Source organism: Qiania dongpingensis, assembly GCF_014337195.1.
Classification (GTDB): domain Bacteria; phylum Bacillota; class Clostridia; order Lachnospirales; family Lachnospiraceae; genus Lientehia; species Lientehia dongpingensis.
Genome location: NZ_CP060634.1, coordinates 1,229,079 through 1,252,842, shown reverse-complemented (window position 1 = coordinate 1,252,842; position 23,764 = coordinate 1,229,079). Strand labels below are relative to the sequence as shown.

The 23,764-nt window shown below is 48.5% G+C and carries 18 protein-coding genes and 1 riboswitch; of the genes, 15 read left to right on the top strand and 3 right to left on the bottom strand.

The window, feature by feature from the left end:
- Nucleotides 1–193 precede the first annotated feature (193 nt).
- From H9Q78_RS06040 to H9Q78_RS05995, 10 genes are all read left to right on the top strand, one after another.
- Nucleotides 194–1,729 carry a sugar ABC transporter ATP-binding protein gene (locus H9Q78_RS06040; RefSeq protein WP_249304276.1) on the top strand — a complete coding sequence of 512 codons (1,536 nt, stop codon included), beginning with the start codon at nt 194–196 and terminating at the stop codon, nt 1,727–1,729.
- 9 nt (nt 1,730–1,738) lie between these two features.
- Entirely contained in the window at nt 1,739–2,743 is a 1,005-nt protein-coding gene (locus H9Q78_RS06035; protein WP_249304275.1) for an ABC transporter permease, read from the top strand.
- A gap of 75 nt (nt 2,744–2,818) precedes the next feature.
- Complete coding sequence (locus H9Q78_RS06030) at nt 2,819–3,916, top strand: sugar ABC transporter substrate-binding protein (RefSeq protein WP_249304273.1); 1,098 nt, start codon at nt 2,819–2,821, stop codon at nt 3,914–3,916.
- Between the two features lie 97 nt (nt 3,917–4,013).
- Complete coding sequence (locus H9Q78_RS06025; RefSeq protein WP_249304272.1) at nt 4,014–5,501, top strand: rhamnulokinase; 1,488 nt, start codon at nt 4,014–4,016, stop codon at nt 5,499–5,501.
- On the top strand, nt 5,467–7,107 hold the full coding sequence (locus H9Q78_RS06020; protein ID WP_249304271.1) for a response regulator transcription factor: 1,641 nt from the start codon (nt 5,467–5,469) through the stop codon (nt 7,105–7,107). The genes H9Q78_RS06025 and H9Q78_RS06020 overlap by 35 nt, the downstream gene beginning before the upstream one ends.
- 12 nt (nt 7,108–7,119) lie before the next feature.
- Nucleotides 7,120–8,037 (top strand): sensor histidine kinase, encoded by a 918-nt coding sequence (locus H9Q78_RS06015; protein ID WP_249304270.1) that lies wholly within the window; start codon nt 7,120–7,122, stop codon nt 8,035–8,037.
- Nucleotides 8,034–9,428 (top strand): sugar ABC transporter ATP-binding protein, encoded by a 1,395-nt coding sequence (locus tag H9Q78_RS06010; RefSeq protein WP_249304268.1) that lies wholly within the window; start codon nt 8,034–8,036, stop codon nt 9,426–9,428. The genes H9Q78_RS06015 and H9Q78_RS06010 overlap by 4 nt, the downstream gene beginning before the upstream one ends.
- A gap of 13 nt (nt 9,429–9,441) precedes the next feature.
- Nucleotides 9,442–10,668: an S-methyl-5-thioribose kinase gene (mtnK, locus tag H9Q78_RS06005; protein ID WP_249304267.1), complete on the top strand. Its 1,227-nt coding sequence runs from the start codon at nt 9,442–9,444 to the stop codon at nt 10,666–10,668.
- Nucleotides 10,669–10,680: 12 nt separating this feature from the next.
- Entirely contained in the window at nt 10,681–11,778 is a 1,098-nt protein-coding gene (gene mtnA / locus H9Q78_RS06000) for an S-methyl-5-thioribose-1-phosphate isomerase (protein WP_249304265.1), read from the top strand.
- A gap of 119 nt (nt 11,779–11,897) precedes the next feature.
- On the top strand, nt 11,898–13,238 hold the full coding sequence (locus H9Q78_RS05995; protein ID WP_249304263.1) for a C40 family peptidase: 1,341 nt from the start codon (nt 11,898–11,900) through the stop codon (nt 13,236–13,238).
- A gap of 686 nt (nt 13,239–13,924) precedes the next feature.
- Here the strand turns inward: H9Q78_RS05995 and H9Q78_RS05990 are convergent.
- A complete protein-coding gene (locus H9Q78_RS05990; RefSeq protein WP_249304261.1) occupies nt 13,925–14,806 on the bottom strand; it encodes a LysR family transcriptional regulator in 882 nt (293 codons plus the stop codon).
- A 126-nt stretch (nt 14,807–14,932) separates the two neighbouring features.
- Between H9Q78_RS05990 and H9Q78_RS05985 the strand changes: the two genes are divergently transcribed.
- Together H9Q78_RS05985 and H9Q78_RS05980 are read left to right on the top strand one after the other, a co-directional pair.
- Nucleotides 14,933–16,690, top strand: coding sequence for an ABC transporter ATP-binding protein (locus tag H9Q78_RS05985; RefSeq protein ID WP_249304259.1), 1,758 nt, complete (start codon nt 14,933–14,935; stop codon nt 16,688–16,690).
- Nucleotides 16,683–18,443: an ABC transporter ATP-binding protein gene (locus tag H9Q78_RS05980; RefSeq protein ID WP_249304258.1), complete on the top strand. Its 1,761-nt coding sequence runs from the start codon at nt 16,683–16,685 to the stop codon at nt 18,441–18,443. The genes H9Q78_RS05985 and H9Q78_RS05980 overlap by 8 nt, the downstream gene beginning before the upstream one ends.
- A gap of 184 nt (nt 18,444–18,627) precedes the next feature.
- Here H9Q78_RS05980 and H9Q78_RS05975 read toward each other — a convergent pair whose 3' ends face one another.
- Nucleotides 18,628–19,602: an alpha/beta hydrolase gene (locus H9Q78_RS05975; RefSeq protein WP_249304256.1), complete on the bottom strand. Its 975-nt coding sequence runs from the start codon at nt 19,600–19,602 to the stop codon at nt 18,628–18,630.
- A gap of 261 nt (nt 19,603–19,863) precedes the next feature.
- On the opposite strand from H9Q78_RS05975, the gene H9Q78_RS05970 reads away from it, so the two are divergent.
- Nucleotides 19,864–20,397 (top strand): TetR/AcrR family transcriptional regulator, encoded by a 534-nt coding sequence (locus H9Q78_RS05970; RefSeq protein ID WP_249304255.1) that lies wholly within the window; start codon nt 19,864–19,866, stop codon nt 20,395–20,397.
- Nucleotides 20,398–20,591: 194 nt separating this feature from the next.
- Here the strand turns inward: H9Q78_RS05970 and H9Q78_RS05965 are convergent, their stop codons facing one another.
- Nucleotides 20,592–21,101: a helix-turn-helix domain-containing protein gene (locus H9Q78_RS05965; RefSeq protein ID WP_249304253.1), complete on the bottom strand. Its 510-nt coding sequence runs from the start codon at nt 21,099–21,101 to the stop codon at nt 20,592–20,594.
- 189 nt (nt 21,102–21,290) lie between these two features.
- Nucleotides 21,291–21,387: riboswitch (purine riboswitch) on the top strand.
- A 619-nt stretch (nt 21,388–22,006) separates the two neighbouring features.
- Between H9Q78_RS05965 and H9Q78_RS05960 the strand changes: the two genes are divergently transcribed.
- Together H9Q78_RS05960 and H9Q78_RS05955 are read left to right on the top strand one after the other, a co-directional pair.
- On the top strand, nt 22,007–22,195 hold the full coding sequence (locus tag H9Q78_RS05960) for a hypothetical protein (RefSeq protein WP_249304252.1): 189 nt from the start codon (nt 22,007–22,009) through the stop codon (nt 22,193–22,195).
- 169 nt (nt 22,196–22,364) lie between these two features.
- Nucleotides 22,365–23,762, top strand: coding sequence for an NAD(P)/FAD-dependent oxidoreductase (locus H9Q78_RS05955; protein WP_249304251.1), 1,398 nt, complete (start codon nt 22,365–22,367; stop codon nt 23,760–23,762).
- Nucleotides 23,763–23,764 lie beyond the last annotated feature (2 nt).

The following is a 23,764-nucleotide window of genomic DNA, read 5'->3' as shown; positions in this document are numbered from 1 at the left end:
ATTTTATTATAAAGATCGAGTGGAAGGGGAATTTGAGGCGGGCGTGCCCGTTTTGTTCTCATGCGAGAGGGTGTGATTCCAATATACTGGGGGTGCTGTTGAGTGAATATGACCAAAAACTCTTTAAATTTTCGAAAAAATATGGTTGAGTTATACATAAGAAATGACCAGAAAATGGTTGGAGGGAGGCAAAATGATGGAACGGACAGCGTTGTTGGAAATGAAAAACATTTCTAAATCTTTTCCAGGCGTCCGGGCGCTGGATCATGTCAATCTGAAAGTGGAAAAAGGAGAAGTCCATATTCTGGTAGGTGAAAACGGCGCGGGAAAATCAACCTTGATAAAAATTCTTTGCGGACTTCATACAGACTATGAAGGCGAAATTGTCATAGAGGGCGAAAAGGTAAGCCTGAAGGATCCGCATGACGCTCTGAAGTATGGGATTGCAACGATCCATCAGGAACTGAATCAGGTTCCTACTATGACGATCGCGGAAAATCTGTTTCTGGGACGAGAACCTTTGGGCAGGGGAAACATGCTGATCGACGACAGGAGGATTTACAAAGAAGCGAAGGCGATCTTGGAAGCCCAGGGGCTTACTTATGATCCGCATATGCTGGTGCGGAATCTGACGGTATCCCAGATGCAAATGATCGAGATCGCGAAATCTGTGTCTCAGAACGCCAGGATCATCATCATGGATGAGCCGACCTCGGCCATCACCGACGCGGAGGTAAAAGTACTCTTTCAATGTATTAAGAGGCTGAAATCGGAAGGCGTAGGCATTATTTATATATCCCATCGCCTGGAGGAAATGTTTGAGATCGGAGATAAGGTGACGATCCTGCGCGACGGCCAATACATAGACACAAAGGATGTTAAAGATGTTACCCGGGGCGATATCATCAAGATGATGGTCGGACGTGAGCTGAACAATATTTATCCCGAAAAGAAACACAAGGTGACGGACAAGGTGGTTCTCGAGGTGAAGAACCTCACCGGACATAAACGGTTTGAAAATATAAGCTTTAAGCTTCACGCCGGAGAAATTCTGGGCTTGGCGGGCCTGATGGGCGCGGGGAGAACGGAAATCGCAAGAGCGCTTTTCGGTCTGGACCCCATTCATTCCGGAGAGGTCTATCTGGAAGGTAAAAAAATAGCCATAAAGAACACCTCCGACGCGATGAAACACGGCATCATGATGGCCACTGAGGACAGGAAGCGGTACGGGCTGGTACTTAAGGCGACCATCGGCGAAAACATCGGGCTTCCCAATTTAAAGCAGTTCCTTGGAAAAAGCGGATTCCTTTTAAGCGATAAAAAGGAACGGGAAAAGGAGAGGGAGGTATTCGATGAGCTGGGTGTAAAGGCGCCCAGTATGCATACAAGGGCCAGCGCGCTGTCCGGCGGCAACCAGCAGAAGGTCGTGCTGGCAAAATGGATTCTGGCAAACCCTAAGGTATTTATTTTGGATGAACCGACCAGGGGCATCGATGTCGGGGCAAAATATGAGATCTACAAGATCATGACGGAGCTGGCCTCCAAGGGGATGGCGATCATCATGATCTCATCAGAGCTTCCGGAAGTCATCGGCATGTGTGACAGAGTGATCGTTATGCGTGAGCACTATCTGTCCGGAGAGGTGAGCGGAGAGGAAATCAACCAGGAATATATCATGGAATTTGCATCTGCCAATGTGGAGGAACTGAGGAAGGCAAATGCGAGGTAGGAGGATAAGATGAACAAGACAGTCGATATGAGGGCTAATAAAAAAACGCATATTATTCAAACAATATTTAAAAAATATATGATCTATATTCTGTTTATCGCGATTTTCGCTATCAGCTCCTTTGCGAGTCCGGCCTTCTTAAAGGTCAGCAATCTGGTGAATATTCTGCGTCAGACGGCAATTTACGCGATCATCGCATTTCCCATCACCATGCTGATCATTTCCGGCGTGACCGACCTCTCCCCCGGGTCCGTAGCGGCCTTTACCGGTGTCGCCGGTATCGTCGCATATGTGGATATGACAACAAAAATGGGAGTGAATCCGGTCCTGGCGGGACTTATGGCAGTCGCCTATTCTATTCTTCTGGGCATTATCATCGGATTTGTGAACGGGATCATCATCACGAAATTTAAGGTCCCGGCTTTCATGGCGACTCTGGCAATGATGACCTCGATCCGCGGCGCCGCTCTCTTGTACACAGGCGGGAACGTGATCTACCAGATCGGCGATATCGCGGTTTTGGGCAAAGGCTCCGTCCTCGGGATTCCCATTCCCGTGTTGATCATGCTGATTTTGTTCGTGATTTTCACGATCCTTTTAAAGAAGACCATGTATGGCCGGTATATCTACGCCATCGGAGGCAATGAAGAGGCGGCGGTGGCCTCCGGCATCAATGTGAATAAGATTCGTATGATTTCTTATATCGTTCAGGGAGCGATGGGAGGCCTGGCCGGAATCCTTCTGATGTGCCGTCTGAACACAGGACAGCCTACAGCAGGAGAGGGTTACGAGTTTGACGCGATCACCGGCGCGGTGCTTGGAGGCACAAGCTTCACCGGAGGCGAGGGCACGATGTTTGGCACCCTGGTCGGTATTTTGATCGTGGGTATGATCAATAATATCTTCAATCTCTTGTCCGTGCAGTCTTATTATCATCAGATTTTAAAAGGCGTTTTAATCGTGGTGGCCGTTATCATCGATATGCGGGGAAAGAATTCCAAGGTTACAGCTTAACGGAAGAGGGATATATGCGGCAGGACTCATGTTTCTGTCCGCTTATATAAAAAAATTCCTAAAGGAGGAAATGGTATGAAGAAATTTTTGTCACTGGTGTTAGCAGCAGTCATGGTATTGTCTCTGGCAGCCTGCGGAGGCGGAAAAAAGGACAAGGCCACAGATGCGGCAGGGACCACCAAAGCAGCCGAAACGACCAAGGCGGCCGAGACGACGAAAGCAGCTGAGTCAAAGACGGAATCCAAAGAGACAACGACAGCGGCTGATTCTGGGAAGACCTTTAAGATTGGTTTTGCGGCCAAAGGCCTTTCCGATGCGTTCACGTCCATGGAGGCCTCAGAGTACATGAGACAGGCCAAGGAAAACTGGGCGGGAAAGCTTGAAGTGCTCCAGGTGGACTGCGAGTTTGACACAAATAAGCAGATTGAGGTCCTTGAAAACTTCATCGCACAGGACGTTGACGCGATCATCTGCCAGACAGACGATCCCGAAGCGATTCTTCCTATTGTAGAGGAGTGTAAAGCGAAAGGAATCCACTTTATCAATGACTTGGCGGTTGACTGTGACTGGGCGTACGAGGTGGAGTCGGATCCTCAGGACGACGGCGAGCTTCTTGGCGAATACGCGGTGAAGTGGCTGGATGAAAAGAAGATCGAGAATCCTACGATCCTGTTCATGCAGGGAGAAGTTGGAAACCAGCACGCGAATGCCCGCGAAAAATACTGTAAAGAAAAACTGGAAGCCGCCGGTTATAAGGTGACAGATACTAATACGGCCAACTGGCAGAGAGACGAGGCTATTGCCCTCATGGAAAACTGGTGCCAGGTATATGACAAGATCGACGCCGTCATCTGCGCGAACGATGAGATGAGCCTTGGCGTTGTTCAGGTCCTTGAGCAGGAAGGAAGGCTCGACGGTACTATGGTCATTTCCGTGGATGCCCTGGCCGGCGCTGTTAAGTCCGTAGCGGACGGCAAGCTGACCATGACCATTGGCAAAGATATCGTAGCCGGCTGTGACATGTCCTTACAGCTTGCATATGACCTCTGCAGCGGTGTTGACCGGTCCGCAGATAAGCTTCAGAAGGTTCCTAAGGATATCATCACTCTCGACGATCAGAAGACTCTCCAGAAATGGATCGATATCCATACAGCGGCCGGTACCTATCAGTAAGGCTTGATCCACAACTAAAAATGCAGCACATATGAAAGAAAATAGTGGAGAAGTCTTGTACTTCTTCACTATTTTCGCTCTTATAAGGAGGCCAGGCATGGCGGCAGAAAAACATTTTATTGCAGTAGACTGCGGCTCCAGCAATGGAAAGATGGTGGATATTGCATACGACGGCAATAAGATCCGCATTGCGGGTTCAAAGCCGTTTTCTTACGAGCCGGTGACAATTTTGGGATGTATGTATACGGATATCATGCACATTTATAACCAGGTGATGTACAGGTTTAAGGAATTTGTACTGGAAAGGGGAAAAGGGGCCGTCGAATCCATCGGTGTGACGACCTGGGGCGGAGATTATGGGCTGTTCGGGGAGAACGGCCAGCTTTTATCCAACATGTTCCAGCACAGGGACAAAAGAACGATCCAAATAAAAAAAGAGTTTTTTTCCCTCCTGTCTCATAAAGAACTGTATTATGGGACTGGAAGCATATATTTTCTGGGGCTTGGTTCCTCCCAGCTTCTGGCAGATAAAAGGTTTTCTCCGGTTTATGAAAAGACAAAATTTCTCCTGGGAACAGCCGGAGTCCTTACTTATTTCCTTTCGGGATGTCCGGTCATGGACGATACGATGGCCTCTACCCTGGGATTTACCAATTTGGAAACGACGGCCTATAATACGGAACTGCTTTATAAATTGGGACTCAGGACAGATATTTTCCGTGAGTTTAAAGCGGCAGGAAGTATAATAGGGGAAGTGGCTCCGGGTGTGGGAGATTACATAGGCGACGGAAGCATCAAAGTGGTGCTGGACACAGGACACGACACGCCGGCGGCGCTTCCCGCTGTTTCAGGCCTGGATGAAAGAACGATGTTCATCAGCATGGGAACCATGATGCTGGCGGGTGTCGAGACAGAACATCCCAGGGTGAACGACAAACTGTTCGAGGGAGGATTCCGAACGGTGAAGTGTGCCTTTGGAAAATACACCACTTATCGGGATGTCCAGGGCTTCTGGATCATGAATCAATGTATGAAGGGCTTCCAGGACAGGGGATATGCGTATTCCTTCGATGATCTGGAGGCCATGGCCAGGAGGCTTCCTGCGGCGAAATGTGCCGTCAACCCCAATGATCCCATGTTTTATCACAGGAGCTCTGACATGGTGGGCAGAGTGCAGGACTATTGCCGGGAGACAGGACAGTATGTTCCCGGACGGCCGGAGGAGGTTTACCGTTGTCTCATCGACAGCTATGCGCTTGCGGCCCGAAACTGTGCCGAGGAAATGGAGGCCGGGCTGGGGACAAAATTCGAGAGGATCAGGCTTTTTAACGGCGGATGCCAGTGCGATCTTCTGGGGGAAACAATCTCAGCCTGCACAGGGCTTCCTTTGGATTCAGGCATCCGTTATGCCACCGCCGCCGGAAATGCGCTGATGCAGATCTACGCCGCCGGAGAAGCAGGTTCAGAGGACGAGATGAAAGAGTTATCCGGCAGATCGTTCGGAATGAAGGATCTAACCTGCGATGACAAGGATTTCTGGGATGAGATGTATGCGAAATATACAGATTTATGGGAGGGACATTAAAATCAAACTTAAGGTACTGATCGTAGACGATGAGATTTATATTTGTAAGCTGATCCGCTCCTTGATTGAATGGGAGAGACTGAACCTGACTTGTCTGACTCCATGCCAGTCGGCGGATGAAGCTATGGTAGCAATTGAGTACCAGATGCCGAATATTGTTATCACGGACATTCGATTGGGCGATAAGGACGGAAAAGACGGGCTGGAGCTTGCCAGGCTTTTATCAGAGCAATATTCGGATATCCGCTGTATCCTGATCAGCGGCTATCAGCGTTTTGAGTACGCGCAGAATGCCATCAAATATGGTGTGAAGGATTATCTGCTGAAGCCGGTCAACAAAGAAGAACTGAATCATTGTCTGGAAACGGCGGCCCGGGATGTCCGGTCCCATCTGTTCCAGATCGAGGAGGTTCCCTCCAGCAAAAGCGCGCGCGAGTATTTTCTTTTAAAGCTGGCATATAAGAATCAGGATTTTATCACCTGCACTCTTACGGAGGTCAATGAAAAATACGCGTACCATTTTTCGGATTCCTGTTTCCTTCTGGGGATTCTAAAGCTGGACGACGTGGGACGCGTCTGCAGGAGGTCGGAGGCGGCTTTTGAAAAGATCAAAAAATTATTCAGAAGGGTATTCGAAGAGATTTGCAGCGATCTGGAGATTGTACTGGAAAACGCGGACCTGGAAAAGTTTATTTTCCTCTTAAATTATTCCAGGGCAAACCGTTCCAAGGCCGCATCCCGCCTTGTGCGGTTCCGGGAGCTGGTCTCGCTGATGGCGAAGCGCCGAAGAGAAATCTGCGTGACGATCTCCAAGTATGAACTGCCATTTTCTGTGGATGGATTTGTGCAGGCCTACAGCGCCTGTACCGCATTGGCGGCTGGAAGGATCATGCTGGGAACGGACAGGATACTGGAGGCCAATGAAAGCGCAGGCCTTCCGGAGGACGAGAAGATAGGGCTGGAGCCGGAAAAGTATAATTTGTCCCATTATATTGATATTTTAGATCTGGACGGAATCAGAGAATCGTGTATATCAGTCTTCCGGGAGGCCTATTCCAGATTTGAAAGAAGTCCCCATAAGGTCACAGACTGGTTTTATGAATTTTTCACGTTTTTTATAAGCTGCATGAAGCGGCACCACGCCGATTTTGAGATAAAGGCGCCGGAGGAATACTCCTATATTCAGGGAATTCGGCATTATCCGTCCTTGAAAATATTGGAGGAAAAATTTCTGGAGGAGGTTTCTAGAGTTGTCCGCGGTTATTTGGATAACAAGCAGAAGCCGGCAAATCAGATGATACAGGAGATCAACAAATATATTTATAACAATTATCCTCTGAAGATTTCTCTGGACAGCATTGCCCGCCATGTCCATCTCAGCAGCGCGTATTTGGGGATTCTTTATAAGAAAGAAACAAAGACTAATATCACAGATGCTATCGCAATGGTGAGAATTGAAAAAGCGAAGGAAAAGATTTCTCAAAGCGATGACAGTATCGCAGAGATCGCCATATCGGTGGGATATAAAGATATCAAGAGCTTTCGCAGGCAGTTCCTGAAAAATGTAGGCGTCACTCCGTCGGAATACCGCGAGTTCCATCGTTGACAGGGGAGAAAAATGAAGGGCTTAATTGTATTGGTGATCCTGGAAACTCTGTGCATTTTTTTTCTGATCCTGGCTCTGTTTCATGCAGCAAAGGCTGTCAAAAGATTTATAGAGACCCATCATTACGATATGGAATCGGATACGAAAAAGCGTCTTCCTATATCGGCATTGGTGACAGGGCTTTTGGAACACATTGTTGAAAATTCCAAGAAGCAGGTAAATTATTCCCTGCTTCAAAAGCAGGCGGAGCTGGCGGCAATGCAGAATCAGATCGGCCCCCATTTTCTCTACAATACGCTGGACTCCATCAGAGGGCTTGCATTGGACGAAAACGCGCTCCAGACGACATCAGTGATTGAGGCGCTGTCTTCCATGCTGCGGTACAGCATCAGTCAGAATGGAAACTTTTCAACCGTGCAGAAGGAACTGGACAACCTTAAGGACTATACGGATATTATGAAATACAGATTAAAGGTCCCTTTTTCCATCGAGATTGACGAGAGCCTGGATGACGAAGCCATTAAGTCCTATATTATACCAAAGCTGGTTTTTCAGCCCATAGTGGAGAACGCGATCTATCATGGGTTTGATAAGAGCAGAGAAAATAACAGTATTTATCTTTCCGCCAGATGTACCGATGTCCATTTGATCCTCATTATCAGGGATAATGGAACAGGAATGGACGAGGAGGAGCTTATTAAGTACAGTCGGAGACTTTTGGAAAGCACCGGGGAAATACAGAATTACCAGGTGGACAGCGGAGAAAAATCCATCGGCCTTATCAATATCAATCAAAGAATCCAGCTAATGTTCGGAAGCCGCTATGGATTGACTGTGTACAGCCTGAAAAATTTTGGGACAGAGGTGCAGATCAAGCTGCCCATAGTCCCATCGGAGGAGTCTCTGCGGTTTCTCGGTGACGGGCTATGAAAAAAACGCAGAGGGAAGCGCTGGAGCTTCGGAATTTGTGCTTTTCCTGTGAGGCGGGAGAGTATTTCAATATAAATCTGGACGCTTACCGGGGGGAGATCCATGGAATTTCGATGCCTGGTGTACCGGTCAAAAGTCCTTTTTATGATCTTTTTAAAGGAAAAGCCCTTTTAAGATCCGGTTCTGTATATATCGGAGGGACAGCTGCGGGGACGAAAACCGTGAAAAAGCTGCTGAGTCAGAATATTTATGTGATTGGATATGACAGCAGCCTGATCTCTTCGCTGACATTGGCGGAAAATCTGTATCTGGTGGACCATAGGCAGCCCTTATTCCGTCCTCTGGAGAAAAGTGATCTGTATACAAAGGCAGAGGCAGTCTTCCGGAAGTTCGAGATGGAAAAGATCTTGAATCCCCATGGATATCCTGATCGGCTTACTCCGGCCCAGAAACATATTGTCGAGCTGATGCGGGCCTATGTTCAGAATCCCTGGGTAATATACATGGAAAATATCACGCTGATCTATTCCCGGGAGGAAATGGAACTCTGGGGAAAAATCGTAAGGGACTTGGCAAAGAGAGGGGAGTTTGCCGTTTTGCTTGCGCTGAATACAGAGCAGGAACTGAAGCCGGATATTTTGGACCGCGTTACGGTCATGAGGAGCAAAACGACGGTGATGGAGCTCTCGGAACGGCCTTTTCGCGTATCTCAGCCTTTGCCAGTGCTGGTCGGCGGTCCCCAACTGGAAAAAAAAGAGGGACTGCGGAGAAAGCTGCTGTTCTCTGTTTCTCATCTGACGGGAGGATACCGGATAAAGGACCTCAGTTTTTCACTGCTGGCAGGGGAAACGGTGGGGGTCTTTAATCCATCCGTATTCGATGGACAGGAGCTTATGGATATTCTGCTGTCCAAAATCCCGGACTTACCGGCGGGTGTCATCCCCTACGGGGGAAATATGCTCTTTTATAATTGTTCCTTATTCCAAAATGTCGTATTGCGGCTGCCGGACAGCATCAGGCGGGCAGGATTTCGTTCTCGGAAACGTGTAACGAAATTTCTCTATGATAATGTATTGAAGGCGATTCACGGAAGAGACCTTTTGGAGCTTTATGGAGACTGCAGGCGTTTGCCCGAGGGGAGGGTGACAAAAGAGCAGAGCGTTCGTATCCAGACGGCGAGGTGGCTGTTTTATGGGGTCAAGCTTCTGATATTTGTTTCACCGGAAAGCCATTATGATACCCAGAACTTTTACAAGTTCAGCCTGCTCTTAGAGGATATCCGGGAACAGGAAGTGACTGTCCTTATTTTTTCTGAAAATCTGGAATTTTTGAGGAAATGCAGTGAAAGGATCATCGAGGTGCGGGATGGGATACTTAAGGAACTTACGTAAGGAGGAAAAGGAAATGTCGAAGTACGACAGCTATTTTTTAATGGGTGTGGAGGATGCAGCCGACTATGTGAAGGAAAAACTTCCTTCTTTCCAGAAAGGGGCGGTCTTGAGCTGCCAGGAGATTGGAGACGGAAATCTCAATTATGTGTTCCGGGTGAAGGATGCAAGGACGGGGACCACCGTTATTGTCAAACAGGCAGGGGAAGAAACGAGGATTTCCAGAGAAATGAAGCTTTCCACTGACAGAGGGAGGATAGAGTCCAGGATCCTGCGGCTCCAGGCACAAAGCGCGCCGGGGATGGTGCCGGCGGTTTATCTGTATGACAGCGTCATGTGCGCGATGCTGATGGAGGATATGGACGGCCATACAATGATGAGGACAGGCCTGATGAATCATGAGATATATCCCATGTTCGGGGAGCAGATCACGAATTTTCTTGTCAATTCCCTGCTGGATTCCACGGATGTGGTGATGGATCATAAAGCCAAAAAGGAAAGAGTCAGAGAATTTATCAATCCTGATCTTTGCGAGATCAGTGAGAATTTAGTCTATGGCGAACCATACGTGGACTATAACCACAGAAATAATGTTTTCCCCCCTAATGCAGAATTTGTTGAAAGGGAAATATACCAAGATAAGGAACTGCGGCTGGAGGCGGCCAAGCTTAAATTTGAATTCATGAACCACGCCCAGGCGCTGATTCATGGCGATCTGCATACAGGTTCCATATTTATCAATCAAGAGCATCTTTTTGTTTTTGACCCGGAGTTCGCCTTCTACGGACCCATGGGCTATGATGTGGGAAACGTTATCGCCAATCTGTTTTTTGCCTGGTGCAACGGCGACGCCGTCATTGAGGGCGAAGAGGAACGGGAGAAATTCTGTGGATGGGTAAAGCAGACTATTGAGGAGATCGTGGATAAATTTATCATCAAGTTTAAAAAAGCTTTTATGGAAAGGGTAACGGACATCATGGCGAAGACCGAAGGATTTTTGGATTATTATCTGGATTCAGTGCTGTCCGATACAGCGGCGGCGGCTGGTCTGGAAAGTATCCGGCGCATCGTGGGGATGGCCAATGTAAAGGATATTACGGCCATAGCGGATGAGAGAAAACGAGTGAGAGCGGAGCGGATCATACTTACGCTGGCGAAAGACTATGTAAAGAACCGGTCTTCTTTTAAATGTGGAAAAGATTATCTGGAAGCGATAGAAAAAGCGGTTTCACAGTTTGGGTAGGAGGAGAAGGGGATGAACAAAGGACACAGTATCATGGAGTATGAAACGGTGGAGCTGGACGATGAAAACGGCGAGCTGGTCATTATTGACCAGACAAAACTTCCGTTTAAAACAGAAATCCTGAGACTGAAGACACAGCAGGAAATTTGGAACGCCATTTATCTGCTGCAGGTACGGGGAGCGCCGGCCATAGGTGTTGCTGCGGCTTTTGGAATTTATCTGGCGGCAAAGGAAATCGGAAGTGAGGACTACAGGGCCTTTTACAAAGAATTTCAAAAGGCAAAGGATTATCTGGATTCGGCCAGGCCGACGGCGGTAAACCTTTCGTGGGCATTGAAGCGGATGGAAGCTGTCTGTAATAGAAATAAGGATAAGCCGGTAAAAGAGATAAAGAAAGCGCTTCTTAAAGAAGCGGAAGAGATTCGCGACAGGGATGTTTCCGTGTGCAGGCAGATGGGGGAATATGGACTCAGCCTCGTGAAGCCGGGAGACGGGCTCCTGACCCACTGCAATGCGGGAAAGCTGGCTGCCGTCAGGTACGGAACGGCGACGGCCCCAATGTACCTGGGAGCCGAACGCGGATATGGATTCCGCATTTTTGTCGATGAAACAAGGCCGCTTTTGCAGGGAGCCCGCCTGACAGCCTTTGAACTCCATGAATCGGGCCTTGAGGTTATCCTGATCTGTGATAATATGTCGGCTTCGGTAATGCGCAGCGGCTGGGTCAATGCAGTCTTTGTCGGCTGTGACCGGGTGGCGGCCAATGGGGATACGGCCAATAAGATCGGCACATCCATGGCGGCTCTTGCGGCCAAGAGGTATGGGGTTCCTTTTTATGTGTGCGCGCCGACCTCTACCATTGACATGGAGATGAAGACTGGGGACGACATAATAATAGAAGAAAGACCCGGCGAAGAAATCACGGAAATGTGGTTTAAAGAAAGAATGGCGCCGGAGGGAATCAATACCTATAATCCCAGCTTTGATGTCACAGATAACGATTTGATAACGGGAATTGTCACAGAATATGGAATTGCGTATCCGCCTTACACAGAATCATTAAAAAAAATCCTGGCCGAAAGCTTATATGGATATGTGCCGCAGCTATAAAATATGTGGAAAAGGTTGACAAGCCCTCCGCAAATTGTTATAATCGGTTACATGAGTTGTAATAAATTCGTAACAAATGAAGAAAATATGTAATATAAGAATCGGTTTGGAGGAATTTAATGAGCAGAACAAGGAAGTTGATCGCGGCGGGGTGCCTGTGCGCTGCCATGACTATAGGCAGTACAGCATATGCGATGCCCGGTGCGACAAGCCTGGTGACGGTTACGCCGAAGACGACGGCTGCCGCCTCCTCAAATATAACGGAAGAGAAACATGATATCAAAGAGACAGGAGCGGTTGCAGGCGGAGCCGCGGCGCTGACCGTGGCTTCTAAAGTGAGCGTAGCTACCGGGACATCCGGTAATGGCGCTGGTTCTGCGGATCAAGGACAAAATTCTCAGAATATAAAGGATACATCAGATACATCTCAGAGCCAGCCGGCGGAGATTACGGCAAACACAGCGGATCAGCCTGGCACAGAGGCAGCGCCCGAGACAGCTCCCGCCAAAGATCCTTCTCCTTATGCAGACGTGGCCGTTTCGAAGGTGGGGGATGACGAGGACTATGTGAATATCCGTGATGCCGCCAGCACAGAAGGTGAGATAGTAGGAAAGATTTACAACAACAGCGCGGCTACGATTGAAGAGACAGTAGAGGCGGAAGACGGAACCTGGTACAAGATTCACTCTGGCTCTGTGGACGGTTATATCAAGGCAGATTACTTTGTGACAGGCGATGAAGCGGAAGCTTTGGCGATTCAGATCGGAAAGATGTTCGGATATGTGGAAGAAGGCGGCCTGAGGGTTCGAACGGAGCCGAACACGGAGAGCGAAGTGATCACCAAGCTTTACAGTGGTGAGACTTATACTGTTCTGGAAGAGGCGGACGGTTTTGTGAAGCTGTCACTGGGAGATGATGAAAACGGTGAGGCGATCACAGGATATGTGTCGGAACAGTTTGTAGATGTCTATGTAAAGTTTGACAAGGCCATTTCTTTAGAAGAAGAGAAGGCCAAGATTGAAGAAGAGAAGCAGCGCGCGGCTGAAGCGCAGGCAGCAGAAGAAGCGGCCAAGAAGGCAGAAGCGGCAGAGGCACAGTCTTCTACCAGAAGCGCTGTGGTGGCATATGCGAAGCAGTTTATCGGAAATCCCTATGTATGGGGCGGCTCCAGCCTGACAAATGGTACTGACTGCTCTGGTTTCACAAAGGGAGTTATGGCTCACTTTGGGGTATCCATATCCAGGACCTCCAGGTCCCAGGCGGGAGACGGATATCAGGTTTCCATCAACAGTGTGGAGCCTGGCGATTTGATTTTCTACGCCAGCGGCGGAAGTATCTACCATGTGGCAATCTATATCGGAGGCGGAAAGATTGTCCATGCCATAGATGAAGCGCATGGAATCGGTATTTCCTCCATGTATTTCACGACACCGTACTGCGCGGTGGACGTGCTCGGATGACAATAGCTGAAAGATATAAGCGGGTATGCGGTGAGCATACCCGCTTTTTTGATTTTAATATTAAGGGATGCCCTTGGGTATACCTTCGAATACCTTTCAAGCAAACTTTCTATATATGATTGAAAGACAGGAGGAAATCTGCTTCCATCCAGGCGGCTCGCTGGCAGCCGTAACCAGCATCTTTACGGCCTCCGGTCGGTCCTTTCCAACTGCCATGGATAAATCGATATTTTTCCATGGCAGATTCCAATAAAAACCTGCATGAAATTCGGTTTTTACCTCCCTGCGGCCGGGAAGATCCTGCTAACGGCTCTGCGGCTCTCACCTTACGATGGAATCAGATCCTTCCTCCTGCTCTTCCTCCCGCACCTAAATAGATTTTTGTTTGTTATGAAAGCTTTTGGGGCGGCCAACCACGGCCCGCTGCCGTTAGGCGCGCGGGCCGTGTGGATACCTGATACTTTTCTGGAATCAAGGGAACGGAAATCATCCGAAAAGGTGCGGCAGAAAGAATACCGGCAGAATGATTCCGGGCCGGCCGACATGTGAGTGGTACTACCAGAGCGGGGATAAAGCGGCCCCTGCATCGCCAGCGAACCGAAATCGTGACGGTCCGGAACTTCTGCCGGCGCTTAACTGGAGCTTAATCGGAATTAACCAAAAATGATTCTAAAAAGCATTTCGTATCATTCCTGCTCGGACCAAGACTGCAGGTATTCGATAAATATCCGGGCGATGGCTGATAAATAGGCATTTTTGCTCCGGATAACGGAGATACTGGAGGTGAGGCGTTCATCGTCGATCTGTTTCCAGATGATATCCTCATGGCGGAACAAGGTCATGGTGGAAGCAGGCAGGATGCCGACGCCCAATCCGGCGTCAGTCCAGAACGCGGTAGTTCTGGCATCGTCATTTTTACAGAAGGGGGACAGCTCCAGGTCGGCGGAATGAAACGCTTCTTCCAGGATGCCCTCCCACCGGCGGTAGAGAATCAGCGGCAGGCGGGATAATTCCTGCAGGGTGATCTTGTCAGAGGATATCTGTTCGAGAAAACTGCGGTGCCCGGCTGCCAGAATGGGCTCTTTCTTGAGAGGGATGCAATGAAAATCACCTGCAGGAAAAGGCGTCCTCACAATGGCCAGTTCAATGAGGCCCCCGCGGAGCTTTTCCAGAAGCTGATACGTGTCGGCTTCTGAAATTTCAAATCGGATATCAGGATGGCTTTCATGAAATTCGCGGAACCATTGACAAAAAAGCGTGCTGCCCACAGAGGAGACGATGCCCAGGCGCAGGGTACCGTGGGAGCCGTGTCTGTATTCCTGCAGCTCATCCTTCATCAGGGATGACATATGGAGCAGAGTGGAGGCGCGGCTGTACATCATACGGCCGGCGTCGGTCAATTGGATGGAGCGGGGGCCGCGTTCGAAGAGCAGACAGCCGACCTCATCTTCCAGAAGACGGAGCTGAGTACTGAGAGGCGGCTGTGTCATGTGAAGCTTTTTGGCCGCGGCGGAGATGGTCCCCTCGTTGACCACGGTAATGAAATAAGTCAATTGTTTAAAATCCATTTAATCCTCCATTCAGATAAACCATACGAATAAAATATGGGAACCATATAAATTAAATAATATTCATATATCATGTTTTATGATAGTATAGGGAACAGAAAAATGCAAGAATACTGAGGTGAACTTATGAAAAAGCTTCTCGTTTATCTGAAGGATTATAAAAAGGAGAGCATCCTGGGTCCGTTTTTTAAACTCCTGGAAGCATCCTTTGAGCTGCTGGTTCCGCTTGTAATGGCGGCTGTGATTGACACCGGCATTGCCAACCGGGATTCCGGATATGTGATCCGTATGTGCCTCATTATGGTTGGACTGGGAATCGTCGGGCTTGCCAGCTCGGTCACAGCCCAGTACTTCGCGGCAAAGGCGGCGGTGGGATTTGCCACAGGGGTGCGCCGCGCGCTGTTTTCCCATATTCAGGGGCTGTCATATACGGAAATGGATACGCTTGGTACATCGACGATGATCACCAGGATGACGAGTGACGTCAATCAGGCCCAGTCGGGTGTCAATATGACGCTGCGCCTGTTCCTTCGCTCTCCGTTCATCGTATTTGGAGCCATGTTCATGGCATTTACCATCAATGCGAAAGCGGCCATGGTCTTCGTGGTCACGATTCCTCTTCTGTCGGTGGTAGTGTTCGGCATTATGCTGGCCACAATCCCACTGTACCGCAAGGTACAAGCGGGACTTGATAAGGTGCTGGGAACTACCAGGGAGAACTTGACCGGTGTGCGTGTGCTGCGGGCGTTTAATAAGGAAGAGGAAGAACGGGCGCGTTTTTCTGAGCGGAACGAATCTCTGACCAAGATGCAGATTTTTGCTGGGAGGATATCTGCTCTCATGAATCCTGTCACATATGTGATCATCAACGGCGCGGTGGTGGTACTCATCTGGACGGGAGCCATACAGGTGGACAACGGGATCATCACGCAGGGCGAAGTCGTGGCGCTTGTGAATTATATGTCTCAGATACTGGTGGAGCTCATCAAGCTTGCAAACCTGATCATCACTATCACGAAAGCTCTGGCCTGCGCCAACCGGATCTCCGCCGTTCTGGATACGGGATCCAGCATGGAGAGCCCCAGGCTGGAGGAATGGCTTCGTACCGGTAAAGAGGAAAAAGCCGGTTTTGAGCGGGGTACAGTGGAATTCGATCATGCCTCTCTTATTTATAAAAATGCCGGTGCAGAGTCGCTCACTAATATCCATTTCCGCGCGGAACGGGGGCAGACCATCGGAATCATCGGGGGGACCGGTTCCGGGAAGTCTTCCCTGGTAAACTTGATCCCGCGATTCTACGATGTAAGCGGCGGCGAAGTGCTGGTGGACGGCGTGGATGTGAGGGAATATCCAATCGAAGTGCTGAGGAGTAAGATAGGAGTAGTGCCTCAGAAAGCAGTATTATTTCGCGGAAGCATACGGGACAATCTGCGGTGGGGCAAAAAGGACGCGACGGACAGCGAGATGTGGGAAGCGCTGGAGCTCTCCCAGGCGAAGGAATTTGTGGAAAAGAAAGAGGATGGACTGGATGTTCACATAGCCCAGGGAGGAAAAAATCTTTCAGGCGGTCAACGGCAGCGCCTGACGATCGCCAGGGCGCTGGTGAAAAAGCCGGAGATCTTGATCCTTGACGACAGCGCTTCCGCTCTGGATTTTGCCACAGACGCAAAGCTGCGGGGAGCCATTCGGGCTATGAAGGAAAGGCTTACCGTGTTTATCGTTTCTCAGAGAGCTTCTTCCATCCAGTATGCGGATCAGATTGTGGTATTGGACGATGGGGAAGTGGCCGGCATCGGCACCCACAAAAGCCTTTTGGAAAGCTGCCCGGTATATCAGGAAATTTATTATTCTCAGTTTCCGAAGGAGGACAGACAGAATGGATGACAAATGGAAAAAGAAAACCGTCAAAAAGGATACCTATCGAAAGATACTGAAATATATTCGGAAACACTGGTTTTTTGTCGGGCTGTCTCTGATCTTCGCGGCGGTGACGGTGGCTTTGACTTTATATATTCCGATTTTGACCGGCCGGGCCATTGACGGTATCCTGGGCCCTGGAGCGGTGGACTTTAACGGAGTGCGGAATGTACTGCAGACGATCGTTGTTGTGATCATTTTGACCTCGTTGGCCCAGTGGGTGATGAATGTATGCAACAACAGGATCACTTATCATGTGATCCGGGATATCCGAAGGGATGCCTTTGCCAAAATAGAGATTCTTCCGTTAAAGTATATTGACAGCCATTCCTACGGAGAAATCGTGAGCCGCGTGATCGCCGATGTGGACCAGTTTGCCGACGGACTTCTCATGGGGTTTACCCAGCTGTTCACAGGAGTCATGACAATATTCGGTACACTCGGCTTTATGTTGCTGGTGAATGTGAAGATCACGCTGGTCGTGGTGCTGATTACGCCGGTCTCTCTGTTTGCGGCCAGCTTTATCGCCAAAAGAACCTATTCTATGTTTAAACTCCAGTCAGAGACGAGAGGAGAGCAGACCGCGCTCATTGAAGAGGCGATTGGAAATCAGAAGGTTGTGCAGGCCTTTGGACATGAGGAAGAGAGCCAGAAGCAGTTTGACGAGATCAACGGCCGCCTGGAAAAATGCTCCCTTCGGGCAACTTTCTTTTCTTCTCTGGTGAACCCATGTACTCGATTTGTGAATAGTCTCGTGTACACCGGAGTCGGCATAACAGGGGCGCTGTCTGCCATAGCCGGCGGAATCAGTGTCGGACAGCTGGCCTGTTTTCTGACCTATGCCAATCAATATACGAAGCCTTTCAATGAGATATCAGGGGTGGTGACGGAGCTTCAAAATGCCGTTGCCTGCGCGGCGAGGATTTTTGAGCTTATAGAGGAGGAGCCCCAGGTTCCCGATAGAGCAGACGCCATAGAGCTGAAGCACGCAGACGGAAATGTCTCATTGGATCATGTGCGTTTTTCCTATAGCCCAGAGCAGAAGCTGATCGAGGATTTCAACCTGAATGTGAAGCCCGGACAGAGAGTGGCCATCGTGGGACCGACCGGATGCGGAAAGACCACAGTGATCAATCTTCTGATGCGTTTTTACGACGTGGACAGCGGAGAGATCCGGGTGGACGGGACGGAGATCCGGGACATGACCAGAAAGAGCCTTCGGAGCAGTTATGGCATGGTACTTCAGGATACCTGGCTGAGAAACGGCACCATACGGGAGAATATCGCAATGGGCCGGCCGGACGCTGCAGAGGAGGAGATCATAGAAGCAGCCAGGGCGTCTCATGCCCACAGTTTCATAAAGCGTTTGCCTCAGGGCTATGATACTGTGATCGCTGAGGACGGCGATAACCTGTCCCAGGGACAGAAACAGCTCCTCTGCATTACGAGAGTCATGCTCTGCCTGCCTCCGATGCTGATTCTGGATGAGGCCACCTCTTCCATAGATACCCGGACAGAGATCCGGATACAGAAGGCCTTTGCCAAGATGATGGAGGGAAGGACCAGCTTCATCGTGGCCCACAGGCTCTCTACGATCCGGGAGGCGGATATCATACTGGTGATGAAGGACGGGAATATAGTAGAGCAGGGAAACCACGCCGGCCTGCTGGAGAAAGATGGGTTCTATGCGAAGCTGTATAACAGCCAGTTCTCGGTGTGATACCTTGCCGCACCCCTTAATACATGCCCTTGAATACCGACGGTATTTTGTCTGTCCCAATGACTTTGGAGGCAAATGAAAGCTTATTTCCTCTTGTCTCATCTGGTTATGGAGATAAGTTAGTTTTAGAGGTATCCAAGGGTATAAAGCCTTAAGTAATTTTTGCATACCTCGCTTCTTTCTTTTATTTACCCATATACTTGTGCAAATATTCTTCGACCTTCGCCATATATTCGGCATACAACTTATTGTCATTTTGCAGACCGTGACCCGAATGGGGAAGGACGATATATTCATGCGGCACACCATTTTCTTTTAAGGCTTTATCAAGACGAACAGAGGCTTCATAAGGCTGGAATTTGTCGTGCAGACCGTATGCCATTACGGTGGGAACAGTATTCTCATCCACCCATAAAAGGGCTGAAGTATCTTTGACGAGTGCGTCATATTCTGCTGTACCGAACATTTCGGGGTTGATATCTTTGCCTGTCATTACGCTGAACATTGCTGCCGCAGCATTCTTGTTCTGGTCGAAACCATAGCATTTCCAATCTTCCGGATAGAAAGAGGTTGGTCCTACTCCCTCAAATGCCATCTTTACAGGTATGGGAGAAGAGGAGGCATCACGGTAAGCGTAGATCAGCGCAAGACATCCGCCTGCCGAACCGCCTGCCGCAGCCATACGGTCAATATTGTATCCGTACTTATTTGCTTCCTCTGCCACAATTGGAATACTTGCTTTTATTTCGTTCGACTGAGAAAGAACATTCGCTTCGGGATGAGCGTCGTCACGCAAGGTATAGTTAATTCCCGCTGCGACATAACCTTTGGAACAGAGCCATTGTAATATTTCTCTATCGTCTGTTTTATCACCGCTTGTAAATCCGCCTGCGTGCAGATACACAACTAAACCGTAGCTTTCCTTGCTGTTGTCCGCCGGGAGATATAAGTCGAATTTATTTGCCGGTTTCTCTCCGTATATAAGGTCTGTTTGGACTGTTCCAATCTCATCGCTCCATTGTACTGAATATTTCTTTATCTCGGGAGATTTATAGCTTATTTTAATTACTATGGATGCTACAAATGTAACGATAAAAATCACGATACACAGAAAAACAAACGCTCCTGATTTCATATCTTTTTTTACACCCTCTCTCATAGAAAATTACCTCCGAACATCGTCCCACCGAGCAGTAAGTTCATAACTGCACGCACGGCAAGCCTTCCGAGTATAAAAGCAATTACTATGATAGCCCATATGATAATAGTCCGTTTCATTGTAAGTGACATTCCCTTTCCTCCTGATATTATTAGCTTTGTTATTGACAGCTGCTCTCTTTTATATTAAAATGATAATACATTTGTTTCGACGAGATTATCGTATCATCATGTGTTTGGAAAATCAAGAGGTGTATTGAAAATGAGACGAAACAGTAAAAAAGTATCACCGATGAGCAACGAGGGACGAAATGCGTATGTTATAAAACATTTGACGGACGCCTTTCTTTCACTGCTTGCCGAGAAGCCACTGGAAGATATTTCTATCAGCGAATTGGTTGATACAGCAGGGGTTGGAAGAGCCTCTTTCTACCGCAATTACGAACGTAAAGAAGATATTCTGAGATCACATTTAGACACTCTATTCCGTGAGTGGACGGATGAATGGGAAGAAAAAGACGGTGCGCCCTTAAGTGAACAAGTGTGTACAATGATTGCTCATTTTGAAAAGCACCGTTCCTTTTACCAGCTTTTGAATGAAAGAGGTCTTATCTATATGTTGAAAGATGCTATTATTGGTATTTGCGGACCCAAACCAGAGTATGAAAAGACCCAAGCCTATGCTACGGCATTTGTTGCTTATTCTCTGTATGGCTGGATTGACGTATGGTTTCAAAGGGGGATGCTGGAAACTGCTGATGAAATTGCCGAACTGTTTAAGGCACAGGAGCTTTAGTGTATTTTGGGGATTATAAAACGGGAGGCGGTATGTAACACACCGCCTCCCGTCTGTATTATGCGAATATCAAACTTGAGTGCCTGTCTCTGCTGCACTTTCTCTTTTGGTGATTTGTTTTACCAGCCAGGCGATAACCTCATATAAAATTGATATTTTCAAACTGAAATTTATCATTCGCACAAATATGATTGCTATCTTCTGCTTCGAGTCAAAAGAGCTCCGATGATTCCAGCTAAAAGCGCGGCTGGTGCGATTCTAATAAACAGCCACTCAAAGATATGAATTCCAACTCCCATAACCGCGGTTTCTGAATTGCCGTAATCCCAATTTAGATAAACACTATTTGAGAAAAATAAAAGCACAAAAGTCACTGCCAATAATGTACTCAATGCCATAAAGGACCAATGCAAGACCTTTCGTCTAGTTTCCTTCCTTTGTGTAAGCTGCAAATTGATAACTTCAAGCTTTTCTGAAATCGCTTTTAAATCATCTGATTCTTGCTCAATAACCGGTTCGCCAAGTAATACACTAACCGAGGTTTCAAGGACTTCCGAAATGGAGATGAGCATATCTGAATCAGGAACAGATAATCCATTTTCCCACTTTGATATAGTTTGTCGGACAACATTTAATTTGACTGCAAACTCTTCTTGTGAAAGCCCCTTTGATTTTCTGATTGCCTTAATATTTTCGCTTAACATTTCCAGGCTCCTTTCTTGTTTTCTAATAATACTATAAGAAATCAGCCCCGTTGCTGCAAGCAACGCATTTTAACATTGTAGGCAAATTCAAATTGGTAAGGATATTATACCGTCATTCGATACCGTCTGCAAGTAAGCAGTTACTGCCATTTAAGAATAGGTTCTGCTTGACGAGTCCGCTGTTTTATTATAAAATGATGTCGTTGAGCGTATATATATTCATAGCATGGATGAATGTTTCTACCAACTGCCGTTTCAGTTGACTATAGGTTCTCACTAAGGAGAAGCTGTAGCCGCAGGACGGCAGTTTTTGATTTTTATCTTTCAATACCTTACAAACAAATTTTCTTTGACTAGTAATGGGGCAGGATGGGATTTCAAAGGCCCTACATCGCCAGTGAACCAAAATCGTGACGGTCCGGAACTTCTGCCGGTGACTAACTGAAGCTTGATCGGAGCTTATTATGAATGATTCCAAAAAGTATTTTGTATGATGCCCTTGGGTATACCTTTAAAGATCTTTCAAACTAGCTTTCTTAATCTAGTTTACAAGGCAAGAGGAAACCCACTTCCATCCAGGCGGCTCGCTGGCAGTCATAACCAGCATCTTTACGGCCTCCAGTCGGTCCTTTCCAACTGACATGGATAAACCTTAATTTTTCCATGTCAGATTCCAATAAAAACCTGCATGAAATTCGGTTTTTACCTCCCTGCGGCCGGGAAGAGCCTGCTAACGGCTTTGCGGCGCTCGCCTTACGATGGAATCGAATCCTTCCTCTTGCTCTTCCTCCTGCACTGAAATAAGCGCTCATTTGTTTTGAAAGTCATTGGGGCGGTCCGCCGCAGCCAGCTGCCATTAGGCGCGCGGGCGTATGGATGTTCAATCTTTTTCTGGAATCTAAGAAATGAAATTCGTCCAACGTGGTGCGGCAGGCAGGGCACCGGCAGAAAGATTCCGGGCCGGCCTAAAGGTGAGCGCCGCAGGGCAACGGCCGGTGTTCCCCAGGCGGAGGGAGGCAGAAACGAAAAATACCGATTTCGTTTCTGAGCGAACCGGAGACGAAAAATTATCCGGATTTTCCGTCGACATGTGAGCGGTACTGCCGGAGCGGGGTTAAAGCGGCCCCTGCATCGTCAGTGAACCGAAATCGTGACGGTCCGGAACTTCTGCCGGTGCCTAACTGGAGCGTAATCGGAATTTACTAAAATGATTCCAAAAAGTATTTTATAGTATACCCAAGAGTTTTTAAGAAAGGGGTTTTAATGATGAAGTATGATGTAGTGATTATCGGCGCGGGGCCGGCCGGAATTTTTACGGCCTTGGAGATGCTCAGAAAGGGCAGCAGTAAGAAGATTTTGATGGTGGAGCAGGGTCGGCCGGTGGAAAAGCGGAAATGTCCTAAGGGAGAGGCCGGCCGGTGTATCGGCTGCGAGCCCTGCAGCATTACGACGGGGTTTTCCGGAGCCGGAGCTTTTTCCGACGGAAAGCTTTCTTTGAGCTGTGAGGTAGGCGGAGATCTGCCGGAGCTCATCGGAGAAGAATTCGCCCAGGAAACCATAGATTATGCAGACAGCATTTATCTGGAGTTCGGAGCGGACAAAAAGGTCGAGGGGGTCGGCCAGGGAGAAAAGATTAAAGGAATCCGGAAGAGGGCAATACAGGCAGGGCTAAAACTGGTCGACTGTCCAATCCGTCATTTGGGCACGGAAAAAGCTCAGGCCCTTTATCGGTCCATAGAAGAATATCTGCTGGAGCACGGCGTGGAAATATGGTTTGGTCACCGGTGCGAGGACATCCGGATAGAAGACAATGTCTGCCGCAGCGTCCTGCTTAAAAAGAATGGAGCGCAGGATGAGGGAGAATATGTGGATGCGGACAGCATCGTTCTCGCAACCGGCCGGCGGGGAGCCGACTGGCTGGAGGGAATCTGCTTCAAATATGGAATTGCCCATAAGCCGGGCACCGTGGATATCGGAGTTCGGGTAGAGGTGCGGAATGAAATCATGGAGGATGTCAACAATGTGCTGTATGAATCCAAGCTGATCGGTTATCCGAAGCCTTTTAAGAATAAGGTCCGTACCTTCTGCCAGAATCCCGGCGGCTTTGTCAGCCAGGAAAACTATGAAGGCAATTTAGCGGTGGTGAATGGACACTCCTTCAAGGAACTCAAATCAGGCAACACGAATCTGGCCATTCTGTGTTCCCATAATTTTGCGGAACCGTTCAGCCAGCCCATCGCCTATGCCAGAAAAATGGGAGAGCTCACCAATATGCTGGGAGACGGCCATATCCTGGTACAGCGTTATGGGGATATCCTGGATGGAAAGCGGACCTGGCAGAAGGAATTGTCTCGCTCCAACGTAAAGCCCACACTTCCCGACGCGGTGGCGGGAGATATTACGTCCGCTATGCCGTACCGGGCTATGACGAATATCATAAACTTTATTCAGGCCGTGGACATGGTAGTGCCGGGCTTCGCCAGTACCGAGACTCTGCTCTATTCTCCGGAGATTAAATTCTACAGCAACCGGGTAAAGATGGATAAAGAGCTCACTACCAGCGTACAGAACCTGTTCTGCCTGGGAGACTCCAGCGGATGGACCAGAGGGCTTATGATGGCCTCCGCCATGGGAATCCTTTTGGGACGCCGGCTGGCGTGACC

Excerpts from the sequence above, each read along its gene's own strand:
- H9Q78_RS06030 (WP_249304273.1), top strand. The coding sequence starts at position 2,819 with ATGAAGAAATTTTTGTCACTGGTGTTAGCAGCAGTCATGGTATTGTCT.
- H9Q78_RS05970 (WP_249304255.1), top strand. The coding sequence starts at position 19,864 with ATGAGACGAAACAGTAAAAAAGTATCACCGATGAGCAACGAGGGACGA.
- H9Q78_RS06020 (WP_249304271.1), top strand. The coding sequence starts at position 5,467 with ATGCGAAATATACAGATTTATGGGAGGGACATTAAAATCAAACTTAAG.
- mtnA (WP_249304265.1), top strand. The coding sequence starts at position 10,681 with ATGAACAAAGGACACAGTATCATGGAGTATGAAACGGTGGAGCTGGAC.
- H9Q78_RS05990 (WP_249304261.1), bottom strand. The coding sequence starts at position 14,806 with ATGGATTTTAAACAATTGACTTATTTCATTACCGTGGTCAACGAGGGG.
- H9Q78_RS06040 (WP_249304276.1), top strand. The coding sequence starts at position 194 with ATGATGGAACGGACAGCGTTGTTGGAAATGAAAAACATTTCTAAATCT.
- H9Q78_RS06015 (WP_249304270.1), top strand. The coding sequence starts at position 7,120 with ATGAAGGGCTTAATTGTATTGGTGATCCTGGAAACTCTGTGCATTTTT.
- mtnK (WP_249304267.1), top strand. The coding sequence starts at position 9,442 with ATGTCGAAGTACGACAGCTATTTTTTAATGGGTGTGGAGGATGCAGCC.
- H9Q78_RS05955 (WP_249304251.1), top strand. The coding sequence starts at position 22,365 with ATGATGAAGTATGATGTAGTGATTATCGGCGCGGGGCCGGCCGGAATT.
- H9Q78_RS05965 (WP_249304253.1), bottom strand. The coding sequence starts at position 21,101 with ATGTTAAGCGAAAATATTAAGGCAATCAGAAAATCAAAGGGGCTTTCA.
- H9Q78_RS05985 (WP_249304259.1), top strand. The coding sequence starts at position 14,933 with ATGAAAAAGCTTCTCGTTTATCTGAAGGATTATAAAAAGGAGAGCATC.
- H9Q78_RS05975 (WP_249304256.1), bottom strand. The coding sequence starts at position 19,602 with ATGAGAGAGGGTGTAAAAAAAGATATGAAATCAGGAGCGTTTGTTTTT.
- H9Q78_RS06035 (WP_249304275.1), top strand. The coding sequence starts at position 1,739 with ATGAACAAGACAGTCGATATGAGGGCTAATAAAAAAACGCATATTATT.
- H9Q78_RS05960 (WP_249304252.1), top strand. The coding sequence starts at position 22,007 with ATGAAATTCGTCCAACGTGGTGCGGCAGGCAGGGCACCGGCAGAAAGA.
- H9Q78_RS05980 (WP_249304258.1), top strand. The coding sequence starts at position 16,683 with ATGGATGACAAATGGAAAAAGAAAACCGTCAAAAAGGATACCTATCGA.
- H9Q78_RS06025 (WP_249304272.1), top strand. The coding sequence starts at position 4,014 with ATGGCGGCAGAAAAACATTTTATTGCAGTAGACTGCGGCTCCAGCAAT.
- H9Q78_RS05995 (WP_249304263.1), top strand. The coding sequence starts at position 11,898 with ATGAGCAGAACAAGGAAGTTGATCGCGGCGGGGTGCCTGTGCGCTGCC.
- H9Q78_RS06010 (WP_249304268.1), top strand. The coding sequence starts at position 8,034 with ATGAAAAAAACGCAGAGGGAAGCGCTGGAGCTTCGGAATTTGTGCTTT.